The sequence below is a fragment of the Streptococcus rubneri genome (genome assembly GCF_004785935.1).
Classification (GTDB): Bacteria; Bacillota; Bacilli; order Lactobacillales; family Streptococcaceae; genus Streptococcus; species Streptococcus rubneri.
Genome location: NZ_SRRP01000001.1, coordinates 1475873 through 1501150 on the forward strand (window position 1 = coordinate 1475873; position 25278 = coordinate 1501150).

At 41.6% G+C, this 25278-nt stretch carries 10 protein-coding genes; 2 read left to right on the forward strand and 8 right to left on the reverse strand.

Features of this window, described 5'->3' with window-relative positions; translation table 11 throughout:
• Positions 1-69 precede the first annotated feature (69 nt).
• The 8 genes from E5S68_RS07285 to E5S68_RS07320 all read right to left on the reverse strand — a co-directional run bounded on the left by E5S68_RS07285 (position 70) and on the right by E5S68_RS07320 (position 23092).
• Positions 70-3807, reverse strand: a complete 3738-nt coding sequence (locus E5S68_RS07285) for a mucin-binding protein (RefSeq protein WP_234697696.1) — start codon at positions 3805-3807, stop codon at positions 70-72.
• A 723-nt stretch (positions 3808-4530) separates the two neighbouring features.
• Positions 4531-18447, reverse strand: coding sequence for a streptococcal pilin isopeptide linkage domain-containing protein (locus E5S68_RS07290; RefSeq protein WP_135782939.1), 13917 nt, complete (start codon positions 18445-18447; stop codon positions 4531-4533).
• A gap of 281 nt (positions 18448-18728) precedes the next feature.
• The gene (locus E5S68_RS07295; protein ID WP_135782940.1) at positions 18729-19223 is read right to left on the reverse strand and encodes a beta-class carbonic anhydrase; all 495 of its coding nucleotides are present in this window, start codon (positions 19221-19223) and stop codon (positions 18729-18731) included.
• A gap of 98 nt (positions 19224-19321) precedes the next feature.
• Entirely contained in the window at positions 19322-20683 is a 1362-nt protein-coding gene (gene radA, locus E5S68_RS07300) for a DNA repair protein RadA (protein ID WP_135782941.1), read from the reverse strand.
• Between the two features lie 13 nt (positions 20684-20696).
• On the reverse strand, positions 20697-21236 hold the full coding sequence (locus tag E5S68_RS07305; protein ID WP_135782942.1) for a histidine phosphatase family protein: 540 nt from the start codon (positions 21234-21236) through the stop codon (positions 20697-20699).
• Between the two features lie 18 nt (positions 21237-21254).
• Positions 21255-21710, reverse strand: coding sequence for an isochorismatase family protein (locus E5S68_RS07310; RefSeq protein ID WP_135782943.1), 456 nt, complete (start codon positions 21708-21710; stop codon positions 21255-21257).
• Positions 21711-21719: 9 nt separating this feature from the next.
• Entirely contained in the window at positions 21720-22166 is a 447-nt protein-coding gene (locus E5S68_RS07315) for a dUTP diphosphatase (RefSeq protein WP_049522906.1), read from the reverse strand.
• A gap of 236 nt (positions 22167-22402) precedes the next feature.
• The gene (locus tag E5S68_RS07320) at positions 22403-23092 is read right to left on the reverse strand and encodes a gamma-glutamyl-gamma-aminobutyrate hydrolase family protein (protein ID WP_006597303.1); all 690 of its coding nucleotides are present in this window, start codon (positions 23090-23092) and stop codon (positions 22403-22405) included.
• 202 nt (positions 23093-23294) lie between these two features.
• Here E5S68_RS07320 and E5S68_RS07325 point away from each other — a divergent pair, with 202 nt between their 5' ends.
• Positions 23295-24311, forward strand: coding sequence for an NAD(P)H-dependent glycerol-3-phosphate dehydrogenase (locus E5S68_RS07325; protein ID WP_135782944.1), 1017 nt, complete (start codon positions 23295-23297; stop codon positions 24309-24311).
• A 62-nt stretch (positions 24312-24373) separates the two neighbouring features.
• A complete protein-coding gene (gene galU / locus E5S68_RS07330; protein WP_135782945.1) occupies positions 24374-25276 on the forward strand; it encodes a UTP--glucose-1-phosphate uridylyltransferase GalU in 903 nt (300 codons plus the stop codon).
• Positions 25277-25278 lie beyond the last annotated feature (2 nt).

A 25278-nucleotide genomic window follows, 5' to 3' on the forward strand; every position in this document is an offset into this window, starting at 1 on the left:
GCAAATGGATAGCTGTAACTCCCCATCAAAAAGAGTACAACTATGCCATTTACCTAGTTCCAAACTTTACTAAATTTTCGGTGGACGACGACTGAATCGACCACGAGTCAAGACACGTTTTCCAGTATAGACTGGATTAGTGACAGTTGCAGTTGCTTTTGGCGTGTTAACACGAATCGCAGTTGTAGGAGCCACTGGTTGAGGGCTAACTTCTGTTGAAACCTCTGGTTGAGGGGCCACTGGAGTCGCTACTGGCTCTTCAGGTAGGCGCTCTACACTTGCTTCAACTGTTGCTGCTGGTCTTGGCTCTTCTGCTACAGGAGCAGGAGACTCAACTGGAAGATCTTCGTAATCCTCAGTAGAAGCAACTTCGTATTCTGCTGGTAGACTTCTTCTTACACGACGGTTAGCTACTGCATCTCCAGTAGCTGCTGCTCCATTGACTGGCTGAACCGGAGTATCAACGTCTACAACTTTACCAATTCTCCATGAAGAGTATGTAATATTACCTGTTACTAAGTTGATATAAGCTGTTCTTTCAAAGGTTATCTGACGTGTAATGGTCTTGAAGACTTCTTTACCACTTTCTTCTTCTCTGAAGCGGATGGTTTGAGTTGCTGTACGTTCCAACTCTTTCATATCCTTGACTTCTTCTGGCCAGTTCGCTGGATCTTCTGGTGTTACAGGGATGCCAGGTACTGGTTTTGGATCTTGTGGAGTAACTGGTTCAATCCGTTCTTCTAGAGAAACGACAAACTCTTGATCCACAGATGGATTTGAATCATAATGCTTATCTGCAGCATTGGTAAAGCCATCTTCTATCAGCTTATAGCCAGCCTTCTTATAGGTAGTGATTCTATCAGCTGTGCTGTAGTCGATAAGAGCGCCACTACTTCCTTCCAACTCATCTTTAGCAAGATCGACATTAGAAGTTGTATTCACGTATTTGACAACCGCTTTTTGTTTATCTTGTTTGTAAACAACGACGGTCTCATAGTTGGTCAATTTAACATTGTCTACAATGTTACGCCAGTATGTTTCTGAAACCGTACGACGTCCGCCATGAGAGGCAACAATCTCATCTTTAATTTCACTAGGATTGAAGGTTACGGATACACGAGATGCTTTTGTTCCAACTGCTAAACCAGGTACGTTGGAAGAAAGAATTTCCGCTTTATAGCCCTGAAGTTCAGGAGATACAACTGTATCATACGTTGCTTTACTGTTCTTAGTACCTGCAAGTTTCCATCCAGTATCTGCAACGCCATCTCCGTCAATATCTTGAATGGCATATTCTGCCTTGGCATATGCTGCTAGGAATTCATCCCCATTTGCAACACTAGATTTTTTCAAGATTTCTCTAAATTGACAGTGATCAATTGCGACCTCAAGGAGTCGTTTCCAATCAGATGATTGAACAACTACTTTTGGTTTTCCATTTTCATCTAAAACAGGAGAGCCATCTTCGTAAACATAACGGATGGTATTGGTATGAGTTGCATGTGGATTAATGCTGGTTCCGTTAGATACCCAAATGTTTTGGCGGTTCGATACTACTGGGTCAATTCCGTATGTCTTATCTGTTGCAAGAACGCCACCTGTAGAGGAAAGTGTCCGAACAGAAAGTGAATTTCTTGGATTGATTTCTGGAGTAGACCCCGGTTGGAAACCAGCAATGCTCATCGCACCACCTTGGATGTCTGTCCATACAGAACTCATTTTATTTCTGCTGACTACATTTCTACCATCTTGGTTGAGTGAGTATACGGTGTATCTTCCAGCACCTGGATTTACACGAGTACCAGTTGGTCCATTAAACTCAATATGGTTCCCTGATCGTCTTGATCCGTTGGCAATATATAGAATATTTCCGTGTCCAATATGTTCCGGGTTATTTCCTTGGGCAATTCCCACCGGAAGTTTACCTGTGATCTCTCCAGCTGAGCGTCCTTCTGAATTGGTATAACGCATAAAGGAAACGTAGAGAGGATTGTTAAATTGGAAGACAACATTGGTACTTGATCCGAGTGGCACAGAAATCAACTCTGCGTAATAGTCCGTATTATCATCACGAATATCGACAATAGATCCCTTATTCGCTTGGAATAATGGATGATCTTTCCAACCATGTTTTGAATCCAAGTTGATTACATCGTCCCATGGATTAGCTCCACGGTTGTCCATTTGAACGCGGAAGGTCGCATAGTCATCTACTAAAATAGAACCGTTTTCGTTCAAACCGATATAGTTATATGCATTGTAACTACCAGAAGGACCTCCACCACTCTTCGGACCTTTTCCTACAGAGTGGAAGGTATTGGTTGATTTCTTACCAAATACAACACGTGAGTTGTCCCCAAAGTCAATCGCAGTCCCACGACCTTTGTTTTCAAACCGAACTTTTGCATTCGTTCCAGTTGTGAAGGTCGCATTGTTACCAAAGACTAGTCCATCACGTCCTGTGAAATTGAAGGTAGCATGTTCTCCAATGGTAAGACTACTCTTTCCATTTCGACGGAAGGCATTAACTGTGCCATAGCCTCCCCAACGGTCAAGGTGAGTCGCTCCATCAGATGGACGGGCCATCCCTAAAGAAATCGCCTGACCAATGCTTGTATTCAAGTTTAGTTTTGAATCTCTGCCGGTTACAACGGTACCACCATGTTCCATGAAGATCCCAGCATTATGGTAACGAGCACTTTCCGTTCCATTGTTCGTATTCATGTTAATGGTGAGGCTTGCTCCATCATTCACACGAACAGTTGAACCACCTGCAAGGTTGATACCGTCCCCTTGTGAAGAACGATTCAAGGTCAAACTCGCTCCGTCAGCAACTGTGACAGATTTAGCATCGTGAATATTTGCTTCACGACGCAATACTGAGTGCCCAGCAGATCCAACATTCCGTTGCACATACTGAGTCTGACCGTTTGCAGAACGGTAGCTATCGCTAACAGTAGAAGTGGTTGTTCCTTTTACAATGACGTCAGTATTCCCGCCACCACCATAAAGGGAAGAACCTTGACTTTTCACGTTTTCAAATGTAACGGTATTGGCTCCACTTGTTGACGAAAGATCCACAGTCCCTTTTGAGTTCCCAGTTGCCAATTGAAGGTTTTTAAAGACCAAATTCCAAGCACTTGAACCAGTAAACTTCAAGGTATTGGACAAAAGATCCAAGCTAGATTGATCATTGCGTCCTTGAATAACTAAATTCCGACCTTGAGAAGCAATCGTAACTGTACGGTCAACTGAATTTACCCGACCATTATCTACATTACCATTGTCCCCAGTTGCAACAACATTACCAGAAATCGTAATGTTCTTGATGGAACTATCATTCAGCGCTGATACGAATCCATTCCAGTTGGATACAACACGAGAAGTCACTTCTCCACCATTACGGAAGCCTGTAGTCCCTGCCGAGCTATTTGCTTCTGTAGGCGCTACATTTGTATCTGCTACTTCTTTTTCTGTTTCCACTTTGTCCTCAACACTCTCCTTACTTTCTGTAGTTGTAGATTCTACAGCTGGAACTGAAGAAGACGGTTGAATCGCCGCAGTAACATCGTAAGAGGAAGGAACAGAAGATTCTCCACTACGAGATTCTGACTGATCATTGCTAGTTTCCTGGTCTAGTGTATCAGAAACTGTATTTGAGGTTGCATCTGTAGTAGGCGCTACTTCATCAGCTGAAACCACTGGGGATCCTGCTGCAAACAGCGCGGTCCCCAAAAGAACCGAACAAACGCCAAAACTATATTTCCTTACGGAAAATCGTTGGCGTCGATTGAATATATCCCTCATATCCATAAAACTCCTTTTTAAAAAATATTTTTGTTCCAAGATAATTTTAGCAAAAATAAACCTTCAAATGTCACTGTGTCGTAAATATCGCGAAATGTGTCGTAATATTGTCTTTTTTTCGTCATTTTTTTGCAAAAAAACGCTAAAAATACGAACGATTTTTGTGATTTTTTTCATTTATGCACTTTGAGTTCACCTTTTTTAAACATGTATTTTATAACAATCCTTTTGCCCATTTCTCTATACTTTTTAGAATATCCCCTTTTTTTTACTAATACTTATTATCATGAATTGGTGATTTCTAGTTTTTTTCTGACTCCACCTATAGAAAAGCCTAGTTATCGATCTAAAATAAAACTCTTTCTAAAACAAAACTTTATTCTGAAAGAACGAAAATTTTGGCAAAGACAGACCTCTTTCCATTTCTCTCGTCTAGCTGGGGAGCAGCTTGTTCTCCTTTTCTGTTTGTTAAATAGGAAGAGAAGGAATAGGGATTCTGTGTTTCTCAAAAGAAAAACTTCAATTATTTGAAAAATAGGAGCTATTCGCCCATCAATACAAAAAAGCAGCCGGGAAAATCCCGACTGCTAAAAAGAGCGAATCATTTTCATCACACTCTCATTCGGCTTTCTGATCTAAGAAATGTGATTTTATTCTAGTCTTTTTCTAATGAAGTCTAAATTGTTCTGAGGAAACCCTTAGAAAGACGCCAGTACTTTCAAATTAGTCTTCATTTTTCTTGCGTCTTGCAAGACCTGCAAGTCCAACCATACCAAGGGCAGCACCTAACAAGGCAGCAGTAACTGATTGTTCCTCACCAGTTTCAGGAAGTGCTGGAGCTGGTGGAGTTGTTGGTGTTGGCGGTGTTGGCGGTGTTGGTGGTGTTGTTGGTGGTGTTGGTGGTGTATTTGGCGGTGTTGTTGGTGGTGTTGGTGGTGTATTTGGCGGTGTTGTTGGTGGTGTTGGCGGAATAACAGTGTTGTTAAACTCTGTATCTTCTGGCAACTGAGTAACAGCCGTCAATACTTTACCGTCTTTATTAATCATAATACCCACAGTAGCAACCATCTTATCGTATTCAACGCTAGAATCTGTGCCACGAATTTCTTCTACATGGTAGAGATGAGTTCCTTCTTCACCACGCTTGAATTCAAGTGCTGAGAATTGGATCTTACCAGCAGCATCATTGGTTACGGTTTCGATCACATTTCCTTTTTCGTCCTTAAGAACGAAGCTGAATTCACCAGCCTTCAACTCACGACCTTCCAATTTCTTAGTAAATTGGAATTGAACCTTAACTGGAATGTTGACTACACGTTTTTCAGTTGGTTTTTCTGGTTTTTCTACAGACTTCTTAGTTGGATCGTATTGGTGTACGATTTGTGAAGCTGTATTTTCGATATCCACACCCTCTTGAGCAGATTGTTTAATTTCTGCAGGGATTTCAAACTTGTAGTAACGTCCGAAGGCCAACTTAGTTGTGTCGATGACTTGTGTATTTTCTGCGTCTCCAAGTGACTTAGTCAAGTCCGCTTTAGAAGTTGCAGTAATCACACCGTTTTCAACCTTGATATCAAACTTAGCTGTTACATCTTCTCCTGTTACAGAGTCGTATGCCTTAATATCAGCTCCGTTGACATTCAAGTTTGCACTGTCATATTTATCTGTAACACCAACAGATTGAATATTGTGTGCTTCAGTGAATTTAGTTGTATCCAACCATACTTGGTAGTATACTTTATCACCCTTCTTGAGTGTCTTCGTATTGATATTTTGAGCTTCGTTGTTTGCAGTACCGTCCGCATAAGGATTTGCGTTTGTATCCGCAACCTTATCCTTCAACTCACTATCATCGTCGAGAAGTTTAGTTCCTGTAAGATCGAATTTAGATTCGTTCAGGATGTATTTCTCTGGGTTGAATTCTGGAGTTTCTGGTGGGCGAACTGTATTGTTGAATTCTTTATCTGCTGGATCCGTTACCTTAGTAAGGAGAGCTTTCGCTGTTCCATCATGAGATACCTCAACTGTTACAACTGCTTTCATCGTGTCATAAGTAACTGTTGCATCAGTTCCTTTAACTTCTTCTACAGTATAGTTGTAAGTACCTTCTTGACCCTTCTTGAATTCAAGAGCTGAGAACTTAACGTTACCAGATGCATCGTTCTTCACAGTTTCAAGAGTCTTACCATCTTTATCCTTAAGAACAAAGCTGAATTCGTTAGCTTTAAGCTCACGGCCTTCCATACGTTTAGTGAAGTTGAATTCAACTGAAACAGGGATATTCACAACACGTTTTTCAGTTGGTTTGTTTGGTTTCTTCACTGACTTGCTTGTTGGATCGTATTGGTGTACGATTTGAGCTGCAGTGTTTTCAATATCCGCACCACCTTTAACAGTTTCTTTCACTGTTGCTGGGATGTCGAACTTGTAGTAACGTCCAAAGGCAAACTTAGTTGTGTCGATGACTGGAGTATTTTCTGCGTCTCCAAGTGACTTAGTCAAGTCCGCTTTAGAAGTTGCAGAGATCACACCATTTTCAACCTTGATATCAAACTTAGCTGTTACATCTTCGCCTGTTACAGAGTCGTAAGCTTTGATGTTTGCAACATTGATATCCACCTTATCCTCTTCGTAGTCATCTGAGATTCCTACTGATTGGATATTGTGAGCTTCAGTGAATTTCGTTGTATCCAACCATACTTGGTAAACAACCTTATCGCCACGGTTCACTGTCTTGGTGTTGATGTTCGCTGCTTCATTATTATCAGCTTTATCAGCGTAAGGATTTGTGTTTGTATCCACAACCTTGTCTGCCAACTCTTTATCATCATCAAGGAGTAACTTACCAGTAAGGTCGAATTTCTCAGCGTTCAAGATGTATTTCTCTGGATTGAACTCTGGAGTTTCTGGAGGTGTTACACGGTTGTTGAACTCTTTATCCGCTGGATCTGTTACGTTAGTGATGAGAGCTTTCGCTGTTCCGTCATGTTTAACTTCTACAGTTACTACTGCTTTCATCGCATCATAAGTGACCGTTCCGTCAGTACCTTTGACTTCTTCAACTGTGAACTTGTGTTCGCCTACTTGTTCTTTCTTGAATTCAAGTTTAGAGAACTTAACGTTACCAGATGCATCGTTGCTTACAGTTTCAACAACTTTACCTTCTGAATCTTTCAATACGAAGCTGAATTCGTTCGCTTTCAATTCACGTCCTTCTAAACGTTTAGTGAAGTTGAATTCTACTTGTACTGGTACGCTGTTTACACGTTTTTCAGTTGGTTTGTTTGGTTTTTCAACAGTCTTGCTTACTGGGTTGTAGTAGTTGACTACTTGAGCCGCAGTATTTTCGATATCTACTCCGCCTTTAACATCCGCTTTAACAGTTGCTGGAATATCAAACTTGTAGTAACGTCCGAATTCGAATTTAGTTGTGTCAATGATTTGAGTGTTTTCTGCGTCGCCAAGTGACTTAGTGAAGCCATCTTTAAGGGTTGCAGTAATCACACCATTGTTCACAGCGATATCGAATTTAGCTGTTACATCCGCACCAGTCTTACCATCGTATGCTTTAATAGCTGAAGCTTCAACGTCGACTTTTGCCTCATCGTAGTCATCTGTGATTCCTACTGATTGGATGTTGTCCTTGTTAGCTGCGTCAAATTTAGTTGTATCCAACCATACTTGGTAAACAAGTTTTTGACCTGGTTTAACTGATTTAGTATTGATATTCGCTGCTTCGTTATTAGATGCATCGTCCGCATATGGGTTCGCATTGGTATCTGCGACCTTGTCTGCCAACTCTTTATCATCATCTAATAATGAAGTTCCAGTTAAATCAAATTCTTTTTCGTTCAGAACATATTTTTCTGGATTGAATTCTGGAGTTTCTGGAGGAGTTACACGGTTGTTAAATTCTTTATCCGCAATGTTGCCTACAGTCGCGATCAGAACTTTAGCTGTTCCGTCGTGTTTCACTGTAACTGTTACATTCGCTTTCATTGTGTCGTATGTAACGGTTGCGTCGCTTCCTTTAACTTCTTCTACTGTGTAGTTGTGAATGCCTTCTTGGCCTTTCTTGAACTCAAGTTTAGAGAACTTAACGTTACCTGATGCATCGTTCTTCACAGTTTCAAGAGTTGTACCTTCTGAATCTTTAAGAACGAAGCTGAATTCGTTCGCTTTCAATTCACGGCCTTCCAAACGTTTAGTGAAGTTGAATTCCACTTCAACTGGTACGTTGTTTACACGTTTTTCAGTTGGTTTTTCAGGTTTTTCAACTTTCTTAGTGGTTGGGTTGTAGTAGTTAACTACTTGAGCCGCAGTATTTTCAATATCCACACCACCAGGTACATCAGCTTTCACTGTTGTTGGGATGTCGAACTTGTAGTAACGGCCGAAGGCGAATTTAGTTGTGTCGATCACTTGTGTGTTTTCTGTGTCGCCAAGTGACTTAGTGAAGCCATCTTTAAGGGTTGCAGTGATTACACCGTTGTTCACAGCGATATCGAATTTAGCTGTTACATCATCGCCAGTTACTGAATCGTAAGCTTTGATCTTAGTAGAATCAAGATCCAACTTAGTTTCATCGTAGTCATCTGAGATTCCTACTGATTGGATGTTGTCCTTGTTAGCTGCGTCGAATTTAGTTGTATCCAACCATACTTGGTAAACCAACTTGTCGCCACGTTTCACAGTCTTGGTATTCAAGTTTTGAGCTTCGTTGTTTGATGCATCGTCCGCATATGGGTTCGCATTGGTATCTGCGACCTTGTCTGCCAACTCTTTATCATCATCAACGAGCTTGTCACCAGTGATATCGAATTTCTCTTCAGAAACAACGTATTTCTCTGGTTGGAACTTAGGTTCTTCTGGAGGAGTTACACGGTTGTTAAATTCTTTATCCGCAATGTTGCCTACAGTCGCGATCAGAACTTTAGCTGTTCCGTCGTGTTTCACTGTAACTGTTACATTCGCTTTCATTGTGTCGTATGTAACGGTTGCGTCGCTTCCTTTAACTTCTTCTACTGTGTAGTTGTGTACGCCTTCTTGACCTTTCTTGAATTCAAGTTTAGAGAACTTAACGTTACCTGATGCATCGTTCTTCACAGTTTCAAGAGTTGTACCTTCTGAATCTTTAAGTACGAAGCTGAATTCGTTCGCTTTAAGTTCACGGCCTTCCAAGCGTTTAGTGAAGTTGAATTCCACTTCAACTGGTACGTTGTTTACACGTTTTTCAGTTGGTTTGCTTGGTTTTTCAACTTTCTTAGTGGTTGGGTTGTAGTAGTTTACAACTTGAGCCGCAGTATTTTCGATATCCACACCACCAGGAACATCAGCTTTCACTGTTGTTGGGATGTCGAACTTGTAGTAACGTCCGAAGGCGAATTTAGTTGTGTCAATGATTTGTGTGTTTTCTGTGTCGCCAAGTGACTTAGTGAAGCCATCTTTAAGGGTTGCAGTGATTACACCGTTGTTCACAGCGATATCGAATTTAGCTGTTACATCATCGCCAGTTACTGAATCGTAAGCTTTGATCTTAGTAGAATCAAGATCCAACTTAGTTTCATCGTAGTCATCTGAGATTCCTACTGATTGGATATTGTCTTTGTTGCTTGCGTCAAATTTAGTTGTATCCAACCATACTTGGTAAACCAACTTGTCGCCACGTTTCACAGTCTTGGTATTCAAGTTTTGAGCTTCGTTGTTTGATGCATCGTCCGCATATGGGTTCGCATTGGTATCTGCGACCTTGTCTGCCAACTCTTTATCATCATCAACGAGCTTGTCGCCAGTGATATCGAATTTCTCTTCAGAAACAACGTATTTCTCTGGTTGGAACTTAGGTTCTTCTGGAGGAGTTACACGGTTGTTAAATTCTTTATCCGCAATGTTGCCTACAGTCGCGATCAGAACTTTAGCTGTTCCGTCGTGTTTCACTGTAACTGTTACATTCGCTTTCATTGTGTCGTATGTAACGGTTGCGTCGCTTCCTTTAACTTCTTCTACTGTGTAGTTGTGTACGCCTTCTTGACCTTTCTTGAATTCAAGTTTAGAGAACTTAACGTTACCTGATGCATCGTTCTTCACAGTTTCAAGAGTTGTACCTTCTGAATCTTTAAGTACGAAGCTGAATTCGTTCGCTTTAAGTTCACGGCCTTCCAAGCGTTTAGTGAAGTTGAATTCCACTTCAACTGGTACGTTGTTTACACGTTTTTCAGTTGGTTTGCTTGGTTTTTCAACTTTCTTAGTGGTTGGGTTGTAGTAGTTTACAACTTGAGCCGCAGTATTTTCGATATCCACACCACCAGGAACATCAGCTTTCACTGTTGTTGGGATGTCGAACTTGTAGTAACGTCCGAAGGCGAATTTAGTTGTGTCAATGATTTGTGTGTTTTCTGCGTCGCCAAGTGACTTAGTGAAGCCATCTTTAAGGGTTGCAGTGATCACACCGTTGTTCACAGCGATATCGAATTTAGCTGTTACATCATCGCCAGTTACTGAATCGTAAGCTTTGATCTTAGTAGAATCAAGATCCAACTTAGTTTCATCGTAGTCATCTGAGATTCCTACTGATTGGATATTGTCTTTGTTGCTTGCGTCAAATTTAGTTGTATCCAACCATACTTGGTAAACCAACTTGTCGCCACGTTTCACAGTCTTGGTATTCAAGTTTTGAGCTTCGTTGTTTGATGCATCGTCCGCATATGGGTTCGCATTGGTATCTGCGACCTTGTCTGCCAACTCTTTATCATCATCAACGAGCTTGTCGCCTGTGATATCGAATTTCTCTTCAGAAACAACGTATTTCTCTGGTTGGAACTTAGGTTCTTCTGGAGGACGAACAGTATTGTTGAACTCTTTATCAGCAGGATCTGTCACATTTGTGATCAAGGCTTTCGCTGTACCATCATGACGAACTTCAACTGTAACAACAGCTTTCATTGTATCGTATGTAACAGTTGCGTCGCTTCCTTTAACTTCTTCTACTGTGTAGTTGTAGGTACCTTCTTGACCCTTCTTGTATTTAAGGGCAGTGACAGTTTCACCAGCTTTATTGGTGTAATCCACTGGAGCAAACTTGATCTTACCAGCTGCATCGTTGGTTGCAGTTGCAATTACAACATTGTCGCTGTCTTTCAACTCGAATGTGAATTCGCCAGCTTTAAGGTCGCGACCTTCCAATTTCTTAGTGAAGTTAAATTCAACTGAGATTGGAACACTGTTTACACGTTTTTCAGTTGGTTTGTTTGGTTTTTCAACAGTCTTGCTTACTGGGTTGTAGTAGTTAACAACTTGTGCTGCTTTGTTTTCGATATCTGCACCAGCTACAACATCGTCTTTCACTGTTGCCGGGATATCAAATTTATAGTAGCGTCCAAATTCGAATTTAGTCGTGTCAATGATTTGAGTGTTTTCAGCGTCGCCAAGTGACTTAGTGAAGCCATCCTTAAGGTTAGCTGTCAGAACACCATTGTTATCAGAGATATCGAATTTAGTCGTAACATCTACACCAGTAACTGAATCGTAAACCTTGATATCTGAAGCATTAACAGTCAATTTATCCTTGTCGTAGTTATCTGTGATTCCTACTGTTTGGATATTGTCTTTGTTAGCTGCGTCAAATTTAGTTGTATCCAACCATACTTGGTAGTAAAGTTTTTGACCACGTTCAACTGGTTTCGTATTCAAGTTTTCATCTTCGTTGTTGGCAGTTGTGTCGACATATGGGTTTGTATTTGTTTCGCCATATTTATCTGTCAATTCAGAATCGTCATCAACGAGCTTAGTACCTGTGATATCGAATTTCGCTTTAGAAACAACGTATTTCTCTGGTTGGAACTTAGGTTCTTCCGGAGGAGTTACACGGTTGTTGAATTCTTTATCGGCAGGTTCTGTCACGTTTGTGATCAAGGCTTTCGCTGTACCATCATGACTGACTTTAACAGTTACCACTGCAGCCATTGTATCGTAAGTGACAGTTGAATCTGTACCCTTAACCTCTGTTACAGTGTAAGTGTACGTACCTTCTTGACCCTTCTGGTATTTAAGGGCAGTGACAGTTTTACCAGCTTTGTTTGTATAGTCAACTGGAGTGAACTTGAAGTTACCGTTTGCGTCGTTGGTTGCAGTCGCGATCACAACATTTTCGCTGTCTTTCAACTCGAATGTGAATTCGTTAGCTTTCAGTTCACGACCTTCCAATTTCTTAGTGAAGTTAAATTCAACTGAGATTGGAACATTGTTTACACGTTTTTCAGTTGGTTTTTCAGGTTTTTCAACCTTCTTAGTCGTTGGGTTGTAGTAGTTAACAACTTGAGCCGCAGTATTTTCGATATCTGCACCAGCTACTACATCGTCTTTCACTGTTGTTGGAATGTCGAACTTGTAGTAACGTCCAAATGCGAATTTAGTTGTATCGATCACTTGTGTGTTTTCTGCATCGCCAAGTGACTTCGTGAAGCCAGCTTTCAAGTTAGCAGTGATCACACCGTTGTTCACAGTAATATCGAATTTATCTGTTACTTCTGCGCCTGTTACAGAGTCATAGGCTTTGATGTCAGCTGTATTAAGATTTAATTTAGCTTCATCATAGTTATCTGAGATACCTACTGTTTGGATGTTGTCCTTGTTAGCTGCATCAAATTTAGTTGTATCCAACCATACTTGGTAAACCAATTTAGAACCACGTTCAACAGTCTTGGTATTCAAGTTTTCTGCTTCGTTGTTTGATGCATCGTCCGCATATGGGTTCGCATTTGTATCTGCGTACTTGTCTGCCAACTCTCTATCATCGTCAACGAGCTTGTCACCAGTAATATCGTATTTTTCTTTAGAAACAACGTATTTCTCTGGTTGGAACTTAGGTTCTTCTGGTGGTGTTACTGTATTGTTGAACTCTTTATCAGCAGCATCCGTTACGTTCGCAACGATCGCTTTAGCAGTACCATCATGTGATACCACAACTTTAACAGTAGCAACCATTGTGTCGTATGTGACAGTTGCATCTGTACCAGGAGTTTCTTCAACTGTGTAGTTGTATGTCTTACCAAGATCATCACGACCGAACTCAAGAGTCTTGAAGACAATCTTACCAGCTGCGTCATTCTTCACGCGTTCAACTTCAACACCGTCTTTCTTCAATACGAATTCGAATTCGTTCTCTTGAAGTTCACGGCCTTCCAAACGTTTGGTGAAGTTCATTTCCACTGGAACTGGAACACTGTTGACACGTTTTTGTGTAGGTTTTTCTGGTTTTTCAACTGTCTTGCTTACTGGGTTGTAAACGTGAACTGTTTGGTTGGCTGTATTTTCAATATCAGCACCAGCTTTAACAGATTCTTTCACAGTTGCTGGAATATCAAATTTATAGTAACGTCCAAATTCGAACTTAGTGGTATCGATAACAGGAGCGTTTACTTTATCCTTGATAAATGCTTCCTTAGAAGTTGCAGTGATGGTGCCATTTTCAACTTTGATGTCGAATTTAGCAGTCACTTCTGCACCAGTTACTGAATCGTACGCTTTGATGTCAGATGCGTTAACGTCCAATTTTTCTGCATCGTATGTATCAGATACACCAACGTATTGGATGTTGTTAGCTTCAGTAAATTTCGTAGTATCAAGCCATACTTGGTAAACCAATTTAGAACCACGTTTAACTGTCTTAGTATTTAAGTTTTCTGGTTCATTGTTAGTTGTCTTGTCTACATATGGATCCGCATTTGTTTCAGTGTACTCATTGCTCAACTCATCGTCGTCATCCATCAACTTGTTACCAGTGATGTCATATTTCTCTTTAGAAACGACAAATTTTTCTGGTTGGAATTCTGGAGTTTCTGGAGGAGTAACTTTGTTGTTGAATTCTTTATCTGCAGTACCATCAGTAGCGTTACCATTGGCATCTTTACCACCAGTTGATGTCACGTTTGTAACAGTTGTCAATGAATGACCGTTCTTCGCAACTTCAACAGTCACTGTAGCCTTCATTTGGTCGTAAGTCATCCCAAATTCTTTGTCTGCCGGGATAACTTCTTCTACAGTATAAGTATGAGTACCAACTTTCGTGTTATCAAATGACAATTCTGAGAAGGTAACATTACCGTCAGCATCATTCTGCACAGATTCAACTTCTCTACCAGTTGAATCTTTCAATACGAAGCTGAATTCACCTGCTGCCAATTTACGTCCAGCCAACTTCTTAGTGAAGTCAAACTTGGTCACAACTGGTGAGACCACATAGTTGTTGAATTCAGTATCTTCTGGCATAGCAACAGCCGCGCTCAAGATACCTGTGTCTGCATTCTTAGTTACATTCACTGTAACGACTGCATTCATTGAATCGTAGTCGATGTTTGTATCTGTTCCAGCTACTTCACGTACAGTGTATGTATGAGTACCTTCTTTGTCGTAAGAAATCGCGTCGAATTGGATGGTTCCATCAGCCGCATTTTTCTTAGTTTGGATGACATTGCCGTTTTCAAGCAATTCAAATGTGAAGGCATCCTTAGTAAGCTCTTTACCTTCCAATTTCTTAGTGAATCGGAATTGAGCATTGGTTGCAGCAGGAGTGAAGGTATTGTTGAACTCTGTATCGGTTGGAAGAGCTTTTGTTGCTGTAAGAGCATGACCTGACTTAGTAACTGTGATCGTTACTTCAGCCTTCATTTGGTCATATTCCATACCAGCTTCTGATCCAGCTACTTCTTCTACAGTGTACTTATGAACACCCACTTGAGTATTGGTAAATGTCAAGGCATCGAATTTCACTTTACCATCAGCATCGTTTGTCTTAGTTTGAAGGGTATTTCCTTCAGCATCTTTCAATACGAAGCTAAATTCACCATCTTTAAGTTTACGTCCTGCAAGAGCTTTGCTGAAGTCAAATTGAGCGGTTACTGGAGCTACTGCATAGTTGTTGAATTCAGTATCTTCTGGCATTGTAACAGATGCGCTCAAAAGACCTGTAGCTGCATTTTTCGTTACATCAACTTTTACGACTGCATTCATATCATCGTAGTCGATGTTGGTATCTGTTCCAGCTACTTCACGTACAGTGTACGTATGAGAACCTACTTTATCGTAAGAAATCGCGTCAAATTGGATAGTTCCATCAGCCGCATTTTTCTTAGTTTGGATGACATTGCCATTTTCAACCAACTCAAATGTGAAGGCATCTGCTGTAAGCTCTTTACCTTCCAATTTTTTAGTGAACTTGAATTGAGCTTGTGTAGGACCAGGTGTGAAGGTATTGTTGAACTCTGTATCAGATGGAAGCGAGTTAGTCGCTTTAAGGACATGTCCTTCCTTAGTAACAGTGATGCTCACTTCAGCCTTCATTGTATCGTAAGTCATACCAGCTTCTTTATTTTCTGGAATAACTTCTTCTACAGTGTACTTGTGAGTACCAACCTGAGTATTATCAAAGGTTAAGTCATCAAAGGCTACAACACCTTCTTTAGTATTTGTCTTGGTTTGAAGAGTCTTACCATCTGAATCTTTCAAAACAAAGGTAAATTCACCGGCTTTCAACTCACGACCTGCAAGAGCTTTGCTGAAGTCGAAACGAGTCTTAACTGGAGCAACCGCAAAGTTGTTGAACTCTGTATCTGAAGGCATTGTAACCTTAGCAGTCAAGATACCAGATGCAGCATCTTTAGTAACGTTAACAGTTACTACTGCATTCATATCATCGTAGTCGATGTTTGTATCTGTTCCAGCTACTTCACGTACAGTATAAGTGTGAGAACCTTCTTTATCGTAAGAAATCGCGTCGAATTGGATAGTTCCATCAGCCGCATTTTTCTTGGTTTGGATGACGTTACCATTTTCAACCAATTCAAATGTGAAAGCATCCTTAGTAAGCTCTTTCCCTTCCAATTTCTTAGTAAACTTGAATTGGGCTTGTGTAGCAGCAGGCGTGAAAGTATTGTTGAACTCTGTATCTGAAGGAAGTGTGTTGGTTGCTTTCAGAACGTGACCTTCTTTAGTAACAGTGATCGTTACTTCTGCCTTCATCGTATCATATTGCATACCTGCTTCAGAACCTTGAACTTCTTCTACAGTATACTTGTGAGTACCAACTTGAGTATTATTAAAGGTCAAGTCATCAAAGGCAATAACACCTGCTTTGGTATTGGTCTTAGTTTGAAGAGTCTTACCATCTGAATCTTTCAATACAAATGTAAATTCGCCTTCTTTCAACTCACGACCTGCAAGAGCTTTCGTAAAGTCAAACTTGGTCTTAACTGGAGCGACAACGTAGTTATTGAAGACCTTATCGTCAGCACTTGATTTGAATCCGCCTTCCGCACTGTACTTAACAGATGCTTGCAAATCACCTTTAGCGTTTTCTGTGACAGTAACCGTCATGGTAACAGTCATTTCATCGTAGTCAACATTTTTGTCTGAACCTGCATTTTCGGTGATAGTGTATGTATAGGTCCCGACTTTATTGAACGTTAATTTACTAAAGGTCGCTTTACCGTTTTGGTTTGTGACAGTTTCTTCATAGCCAGGAAGCGATTTGTTTTGTTGATTTTCTTTAATCTTGAAGTTGAATTCGCCATCAACTAGTACACGTCCTCCCAATTGTTTTTCAACTTCTGGAGTGACTTCAACTGGCTCTTGTTTGACATAGTAATAAACCGGTTGTTTATACGGTGTCAAAGAGTTAAGCAAGTCAACGTTTGTACCGATACCATTTACTCCACGAACCAATTGTTCATTTGGAGAAAGGTGACCAATATTGTCTCCTAAGAATGGTACGAATACAGTTTTATATGGTATATATCCTCCAGCTTTTTGGAAGTCAAATGGAACTTCTTTACCGTTTGGATAGTTTACACCTTTACTATCTGTGAAAGGAATGGTGTTAAGAGGTGATTTCTTAACATTTAATTCTTGTTTGTTATAATCACCAGGTTTAATAGGCTTGGTTTCTGCTAGCAACATGTAGCCATCAGTGCTCAAGGTACCGTCAGAACGTTTGCTTTGTTGTTTTGGATCTAGTAAGTAAACACGAACGACTACAGTTCCATCTTCCCCTACGATTTCTTTAATCCGTTTAATTCCTGCACGCTCAGCGTCCATGAATTTAGTTCCAACTTTGTAAGGGCGACTTACATAACCTGATTGATCATTTGCATCAGCTGCTTGATACAATTTGTAACCATCAAATTGACGCTCTCCAGATGCTGTGAAGTTTTGCCCTTCCATAGCTTTAAGAGTGTATGAAGCTAAATCAACTTCATTGCCATTTTCTTTATAATCTTGAACAGTTACATCCGTTTTATTTGCGTTAAATGTTGGATTGTTTTTATCAACTACTTTATAGTAAGTTGTTTTATTAACTGATACTGGAATCTTGGCATTAGTATCTGTAATCGTACGACCGTTATAAGCTGGTTCTACAACATTGATAATATCTGTTGATGTACGAGCAGCATAAACATCATCGTATAATTTTTTCTCATCCGGAGTAAGGTTATGTCCTGGAGCTACTAAAGCTTGGATACTTGCCCCAACTTCATACCCTAATTGGATGAATGGTTGGTCTGTCTTTCCAGGTCCTGTACCTAATCCTTTATCGAAATCAACTTGCCAAGTTAATTCTCCTCTAGATGCAGTAGCAGTAGTAGTGAATTTTTGAATACCACTAGAGGCAGTAATCTTTCTGGTTTCTACTACATTGCCAGTGTTTTTATCGATCAATTCAACAGTCGTATCTGTCGAAGCATCAAATCTCTTATAAGCACGTGTGTAGTAGTTTGTATGATACCGTTCATTGAAACGAGTAAGGTCTACAATACTATAGGTGTAGACATCGCCTTCTTTAGCAGCATATCCTGATGGTACTGTTTGTGAACGAACACTTGCACCGTTGGCATCAACCATGCTTGGATTTGCAGTTTCACCTGGTTTTAAATAGGTAGTAATTTCTACTGGCGTTACATTATGATCGTCTACAGCACGACGGCTACGACGACGTCCACCATTAGTAGCTAAAGCACCTGCATTTACAGTGTCTGTTGCTGCAGAGTAAAGCGCTGCACGATTGACACGTGGTTGTGCCACAGCTGTTTCATTATTAGCTGTTGCATCAAGGCGAATGGCATCCAAAGTAGCAGAAACTTCTGGTGTATGTGTCGGTGCCACTTCACTTGTTTCAGCAAGATCAGCGTTCTCACTAGTTGCTGTAGTGGAAGCTGCTTTCTCAGACTTAGCAGATGCCTCTGCCTTCGTAGCCGCTTTTGCCTCTTCCTCTGTTTTCTTGCTAGTGGATTCTGATGGTACAGCAATTCCTGCTTTAGCAAGGGCTTCTAAAGGTGTGAGTGCCACCTCTTCCTTAACTTCAGCAGCAAGAGATGAGTTAGATAGGTCAACCTTCGGTGCCACAGGTGCACCTTCTGCATAGGTACTAGGAGCAGTCGATGCTGCCTCTTCTTCCTTCGCAGACTCCGGTTCTGCTTGCGACTCACTTGCTGCAGTCGCTTCAGCAGATTCAGATGTAGATGCAACTTCTTCCGCAGAAGCTGATGTTGCTCCCGCCGCAAAGAGGGCTGTCCCTAACAATACCGAACAGACACCAACACTATATTTCCGTAAGGAAAATCGCTGGCGTCGATTATAAATATCCTTCATTTAAAGTGGATCTCCTCATTTATATTTCATGATAACATGATACAGACAAAATTGTAACAAATGCTACATAGTGTGTCAATTTGTTGCGACTATAAAAACACAGTGTGTCAAAATGTTACAATTTTACTCCTTGAATACGCTTTTTTGTTTGATTTTCCGAACCATTTAACACCTCTTATCATTTTTTTTCCTTGCAGAACACATTTTTTTAAAAGGAAGAAAAAAAAGCAAATCGCTTTCAACCGAAGTTGTTGCCATTTGCTTCTAATCTTTCTTCCTATTTAAAGAACTTCCGAGATAAATCCTGTATCCACATCATAGACTGCACCTGAAATAATCACATCGTCTGGAATTAGGGGGGAGGCTTTTAAAAGTGCGACATCCTCTCGGACACTTTCTTCAATATCTTGAAAAGGAAGGAAATCTTGATCCCCAACATCAACTCCAAGTTCCTCTTTTAGATGGTGACGAAAGGCTTCATTTTCAAAGGTTTGCGCTCCACAGTCAGTGTGGTGTAAAACTACGATTTCGCGGGTTCCCATCTGTTGCTGAGAGATAACTAAGGATCGAATCATATCCTCTGTCACACGCCCTCCAGCATTCCGTAAAATGTGTGCATCCCCCAGGGCAAGCCCCAGCGCTGGTGCCACGTGGAGACGCGAGTCCATACAGGTCACAATCGCCACCTGCGTTTTCGGTTTGATAGGGAGATGGAGATCTCCGTGTAAATCAACATAGGCTTGATTGGCTTTTAAAAAATTCTCAAAATAGGACATACAACTTCCTTTCTGGTTGGTAAAATAGTTTGAATCCCAAATTATTCACCCTCTATCTTACCATCTTTTCTCCAGATTGTCAGCCGATTCCAATCCGCCTAGCCAAAAACCTTCTTCAAGACTTCGCCGATAGTTGTCACTCCAATCACCTGAATTTCCTTAGCTGGTTTGATACCTGTCAAGGAATTCTTTGGTACATAGATTTTTGTAAATCCAAGTTTCGCCGCCTCATTGATTCGTTGCTCGATCCGATTAACTCGACGAACTTCTCCGGTCAAACCCAACTCTCCGACGAAACACTCCTGCGGGTTGGTTGGTTTGTCCTTGTAGCTTGAGGCAATAGCAACTGCAACCGCTAGGTCGATAGCCGGCTCATCCAATTTGACGCCACCTGCAGACTTGAGATAGGCATCCTGATTTTGGAGCAAGAGGCCTGCGCGTTTTTCTAGCACTGCCATGATGAGACTGGCCCGATTGAAATCAAGCCCAGTTGTCGTCCGCTTGGCGTTACCAAACATGGTCGGTGTCACCAAGGCCTGCACTTCTGCTAGAATCGGACGCGTCCCTTCCATGGTGACCACGATGGACGATCCAGTTGCCCCATCCAAGCGTTCTTCCAGAAAGACCTGACTCGGATTGAGGACCTCGACCAAGCCACCTGATTGCATCTCGAAGATCCCAATCTCATTGGTGGAGCCAAAACGGTTCTTGACCGCTCTCAGGATCCGGAAGGTGTGATGGCGCTCGCCCTCAAAGTAGAGCACTGTATCCACCATGTGCTCCAACATCCGAGGCCCTGCCAAGGTTCCTTCCTTGGTCACATGGCCAACAATAAAGATGGCGATGTTATTGGTCTTGGCCAACTGCATGAGCTCAGCCGTTACCTCTCGCACCTGAGAGACTGATCCCTGCACCCCTGAAATTTCAGGAGACATAATCGTCTGAATGGAGTCAATGATCAGAAAATCAGGCTGGATACGCTCTACTTCTGCTCGCACGCTCTGCATATTGGTTTCCGCATAGAGGTAAAACTCGCTATCGATATCACCCAAGCGCTCTGCTCGTAACTTAATCTGCTGGGCTGACTCCTCTCCACTGACATAGAGAACCGTTCCCACTTGAGATAACTGGGTTGATACTTGTAAGAGAAGGGTCGATTTCCCAATCCCTGGATCCCCACCGATGAGGACGAGACTTCCTGGTACCACACCGCCACCAAGGACGCGGTTGAATTCCTCCATCTCCGTCTTGGTCCGATGGACATTGATAGAGGTCACATCCGCCAGTTTCATGGGTTTGGTCTTTTCACCCGTCAAGGACACACGCGCATTCTTAACCTCAGCGACCTCAACTTCCTCAACAAAAGAAGACCAAGAACCACAGTTAGGACAGCGCCCTAGGTATTTGGGTGAATTATAGGCACAATTTTGACAAATAAAAGTCGTTTTTTTCTTAGCGATGATAAACCTCTTTCTAAATCTCTATCTCACACTCAATCACTTGGCAAAAATCAATCTTCTCATTTGGCACAAACTGGCGCATGAGCATTCCGTGAGTTACAATGATAATAGTTTTATAATTTTTATATTTTTCCAAAGCTCTTAAAAAACGATGACGCATCTCTAGATCAGTTTCATAGCGATAAGGAGAATCTTCAGATAAAGCTCCTTGATGTTTTAGATAATATTCATGAGCTACCAATACACTAGTTAAATCAGAGTTAGTGCCATCTATGTCTGGACGCCACTCATGAAAAAACGGCTCCACAAACAAGTCCAATCCTGTTTCAACTGCTATATAATGTGCTGTTTCTAAAGCCCTCGTCACAGACGATGAAATAATAATCTCTGCCTTTCCAAAACATGCAGTTTTAGCAACTTCTTTTGCCAGACTGCGACCTTTTCCTGTCAATGGTGCTAAATCACGACCAAAACCACTATAGAGTCGCGGATTTTCAAGTTTATCAAGCATACTATAATCTGGCTCCCCATGACGGACAAAGATAATCTTCATATTAAGATCCCCATAAAACTATCCAATCTTGATTCCGCAATCTTGCCACTGCTTCAGTGTTTTAGAGAATTTCTTTTGGTTGGCAACTCCGACAGCAGACAAATCGACAGAAACCTGATAATTCTCCTTGACAGCTGCCAAAACGGAAGCCTTGACACAGCCATTGCCATCTACCCCTACAAACTCTATACTTTTAGCACTGTTTCCCTCTAAAAAATTTTTTAAATCTGGATTAGTAAAGCAAGAAGCCCGACGCTTTTCAAAAATACGAGAAGATACAACCAGCAAGTCGGTCGCAAATTTCTTCTTTCTATCTTTTCTCTCCCAGAAAAAACGATTGAGAATATAGATAACTCGGTCGCTAGGATAGGTAGCAATTTTGTCATTTACAGCTGTAGTCAGTTCTTCATGATATGCTTTTCCTACAGCAACATAATCTGACTGCATGTCTACAACTAATAAATAGTCTGCCATTTTATTCCTCTATTTCCCTGTCGACCCAAATCCACCAGTCCGCACGCCATCCGCCTCATCTCCATCTGCAATTAAGAAAGGAGCAAAGACAGCCTGAACCACACGTTCCCCGACTTCAAGGACGACTTCTTGGTCCGTGATGTTTTTCATCTGAGCAAAGATATGGCCTTCATTTCCTGGATTGCCATAGTAATCCCCATCAATTACCCCAACAGAATTGATCAAGACCAGGCCTTTTTTGCGAGGATTAGAGGAACGGTCATAGAGATAGAGCACCTCAGTTGGTTGCATATAGGCCTTGACCCCAGTTGGGACTAGGACGATTTCCCCAGGAGCAATCACCGTGCGTTCTGCCACCTTTAAGTCGTAACCAGCTGCGTGTGCTGTCTCCCGTTTTGGTAGCAAGTCCTGATTGGTATAGCTTGATACAAGTTCAAATCCACGAATTTTTGTCATCATCATTCCTCTTTTATCTAAATAGTTTCTATCTCTTCTATTATACCATCACTTTGCCCTAGCGTCCCCCCTCTACTACTATTCGTATTTTTTCTGACAAACACACAAAAGCCCCCTCAAAGGAGGAGACTTTTGCAAGAGATTATATAAAAAAAGTAAACTGTATCAAACAAAGTTAGGAGGTCTTTGTTGATGAGACTAGTTTACCTCTTTCTCCTTAAAAAAACCTAAAGATTTTACAATTCTTGTAACAGATAGCGGAAGAGTTCGAGATTGCCTTTTTCTTCTTTGACTAGGAACTCTGGATGCCACTGCAAGCCAATGATGCGATGACCATCCACTGCTTCGATAGCTTCAATGGTCTGGTCGCGTGGGTCAATGGCTGTCACTCGAAAGTTAGGCGCCAAGTCCTTGATGCTCTGGCGATGAACAGAATTGATCTGGCTAGCTTGTCCAAAGAGGCGCTCCACCACGCTGCCTTTTTTGGTCTCAATCGAATGAGAAGTACCAAAAGGAAGGCCTTGCCAGTGCCCTTCCACTTCTTGATGGAGAGTCCCACCGAAGGCGACATTAACCAACTGAACCCCTCGGCAGATGGCTAGAACCGGCTTGTTTTGACGGACTGCTTCTTTTAACAAGGCCAATTCAAACTGATCGCGCTCGAGATTGTAGTCGTCACTCTCGATGGCGATCTCTTCTCCATAAAATCTAGGATGAACATTTTGCCCCCCACTGAGGATGAGCTTGTCCACTGTTTCGATATAATCCTTGGCAAAAGATGGGTCTCCCACTGGGATAACCATTGGAAGGCCACCTACTTGCTTAATGGTTTCCGCAAACTTACAAGATACAGACGAATGGATATTTTTCCCATCTGGATCCACTGCACATAGATTGGCAGAGACTCCAACAATCGTTCTACACATGACCTTCCCTCCTTTGATATTTCTATTCCCTATTTTATCATCCCACTTCAAGAGCGTCTAATATGTATTTTTTAAGGGCCTGATAAATATTTTTTATCACCGAAATCATAATTGTTTTCCCTTAAAATCTTCCTATGTCAAGTGAGTTTTTTTCCTTTTAGTATGGTAAAATAGAAATGAAATCTTCACGAAGGAGAATACTATGGATAAACAAATCGTTGCGGTCATCGGTCCTGGTTCTTGGGGAACTGCCCTTTCTCAAGTCCTCCATGATAATGGCCATGAAGTGCGGATCTGGGGAAACGTCCCAGAACAAATCGACGAAATCAATCACGAACATACCAACAAACGCTTCTTTAAGGATGTCCTGCTAGATCCAGGGATCAAGGCTTACCACAACTTGAACGAAGCCCTTTCTGGAGCAGATGCTGTCCTCTTTGTCGTCCCAACCAAGGTAACACGACTCGTTGCCAAGCAAGTGGCCGAACTCTTAGACCATCCTGTTAAGGTCATGCATGCGTCCAAAGGATTAGAACCAAATACTCACAAACGGATTTCTCAAATCTTAGAAGAGGAAATCCCTGCTTCTCTACGTAGCGAGATTGTGGTCGTGTCTGGTCCAAGTCATGCTGAAGAAACCATTGTTCGCGACATCACTCTGATCACAGCAGCTTCTAAAGATTTAGAAACAGCTCGTTACGTTCAAGAGCTCTTCAGTAACCACTACTTCCGCCTCTATACCAATACAGATGTGATTGGGGTAGAGACTGCTGGTGCTCTTAAAAACATCATTGCAGTCGGAGCTGGGGCCCTCCACGGACTTGGATTCGGAGACAATGCCAAGGCTGCTATTATCACGCGTGGACTAGCTGAGATTACCCGTCTAGGAGTGAAACTTGGAGCTAGCCCCTTGACCTATAGTGGACTATCCGGAGTTGGGGATCTGATCGTGACAGGCACTTCCATCCACTCTCGTAACTGGCGAGCGGGGGATGCCCTCGGTCGCGGTGAAAAACTAGAAGATATCGAAGCCAACATGGGTATGATCATCGAAGGGATTTCAACCACTAAGGCAGCCTATGAGCTGGCTCAAGAATTGGATGTCTATATGCCTATTACTCAAGCTATTTATCAAGTCATCTACGAGGGCAAGGAAATTCGTGAAGCCATCAACTTCATGATGAACAACGAATTTAAGGAAGAAAATGAATGGAACTAGGAGCCATTCTCCTTTTCCAGTCTCTTAATAAGAAATTACACTTCATTTAGAAAGGAAGTATTATGCCAAAAGTTAGAAAAGCAGTCATTCCTGCAGCAGGTCTTGGAACGCGTTTCCTACCAGCGACCAAAGCTCTTGCAAAGGAAATGTTACCAATCGTAGATAAACCAACGATTCAATTTATCGTTGAGGAAGCTCTCAAATCTGGTATCGAGGATATTCTGGTTGTAACAGGTAAGTCAAAACGTTCGATCGAAGACCATTTCGACTCAAACTTCGAACTAGAATACAACCTCAAGGAAAAAGGGAAAAATGACCTTTTGAGATTAGTGGATGAAACAACAGGAATGCGCCTCCACTTCATTCGTCAAACTCACCCACGTGGCCTTGGGGATGCGGTATTACAAGCTAAAGCTTTTGTTGGAAATGAGCCATTCGTCGTGATGCTAGGAGATGACCTCATGGATATCACAGATGATACAGCCACTACTCTCACTAAACAATTGATGAATGACTATGACGAAACGCATGCTTCAACTATCGCTGTCATGAAAGTTCCTCATGAAGAGGTTTCTGCTTACGGAGTCATTGCACCGCAAGGCGAAGGGATCAACGGACTTTATAGCGTTGAAACCTTTGTCGAAAAACCAGCACCTGAGGAGGCTCCGAGTGACCTTGCCATTATCGGACGCTACTTGCTTACCCCAGAAATCTTCCAAATTTTGGAAAACCAAAAACCAGGTGCTGGAAATGAAATCCAATTAACAGATGCGATTGATACCTTAAACAAGACCCAACGAGTCTTTGCCCGTGAATTTAAGGGCAGACGCTACGATGTTGGTGATAAGTTTGGTTTCATGAAAACATCTATTGACTATGCTTTGAAACATCCGCAAGTAAAAGATGATCTCAAACAGTATATCATTGATCTTGGAAAAAAATTGGAAGGAACTTCAACAGATTAATA

Coding starts and splice junctions, on each gene's coding strand:
- E5S68_RS07285 (WP_234697696.1), bottom strand. CDS start 3,807: ATGAGGGATATATTCAATCGACGCCAACGATTTTCCGTAAGGAAATAT.
- E5S68_RS07290 (WP_135782939.1), bottom strand. CDS start 18,447: ATGAAGGATATTTATAATCGACGCCAGCGATTTTCCTTACGGAAATAT.
- E5S68_RS07320 (WP_006597303.1), bottom strand. CDS start 23,092: ATGTGTAGAACGATTGTTGGAGTCTCTGCCAATCTATGTGCAGTGGAT.
- E5S68_RS07325 (WP_135782944.1), top strand. CDS start 23,295: ATGGATAAACAAATCGTTGCGGTCATCGGTCCTGGTTCTTGGGGAACT.
- galU (WP_135782945.1), top strand. CDS start 24,374: ATGCCAAAAGTTAGAAAAGCAGTCATTCCTGCAGCAGGTCTTGGAACG.
- E5S68_RS07295 (WP_135782940.1), bottom strand. CDS start 19,223: ATGTCCTATTTTGAGAATTTTTTAAAAGCCAATCAAGCCTATGTTGAT.
- E5S68_RS07305 (WP_135782942.1), bottom strand. CDS start 21,236: ATGAAGATTATCTTTGTCCGTCATGGGGAGCCAGATTATAGTATGCTT.
- E5S68_RS07315 (WP_049522906.1), bottom strand. CDS start 22,166: ATGACAAAAATTCGTGGATTTGAACTTGTATCAAGCTATACCAATCAG.
- E5S68_RS07310 (WP_135782943.1), bottom strand. CDS start 21,710: ATGGCAGACTATTTATTAGTTGTAGACATGCAGTCAGATTATGTTGCT.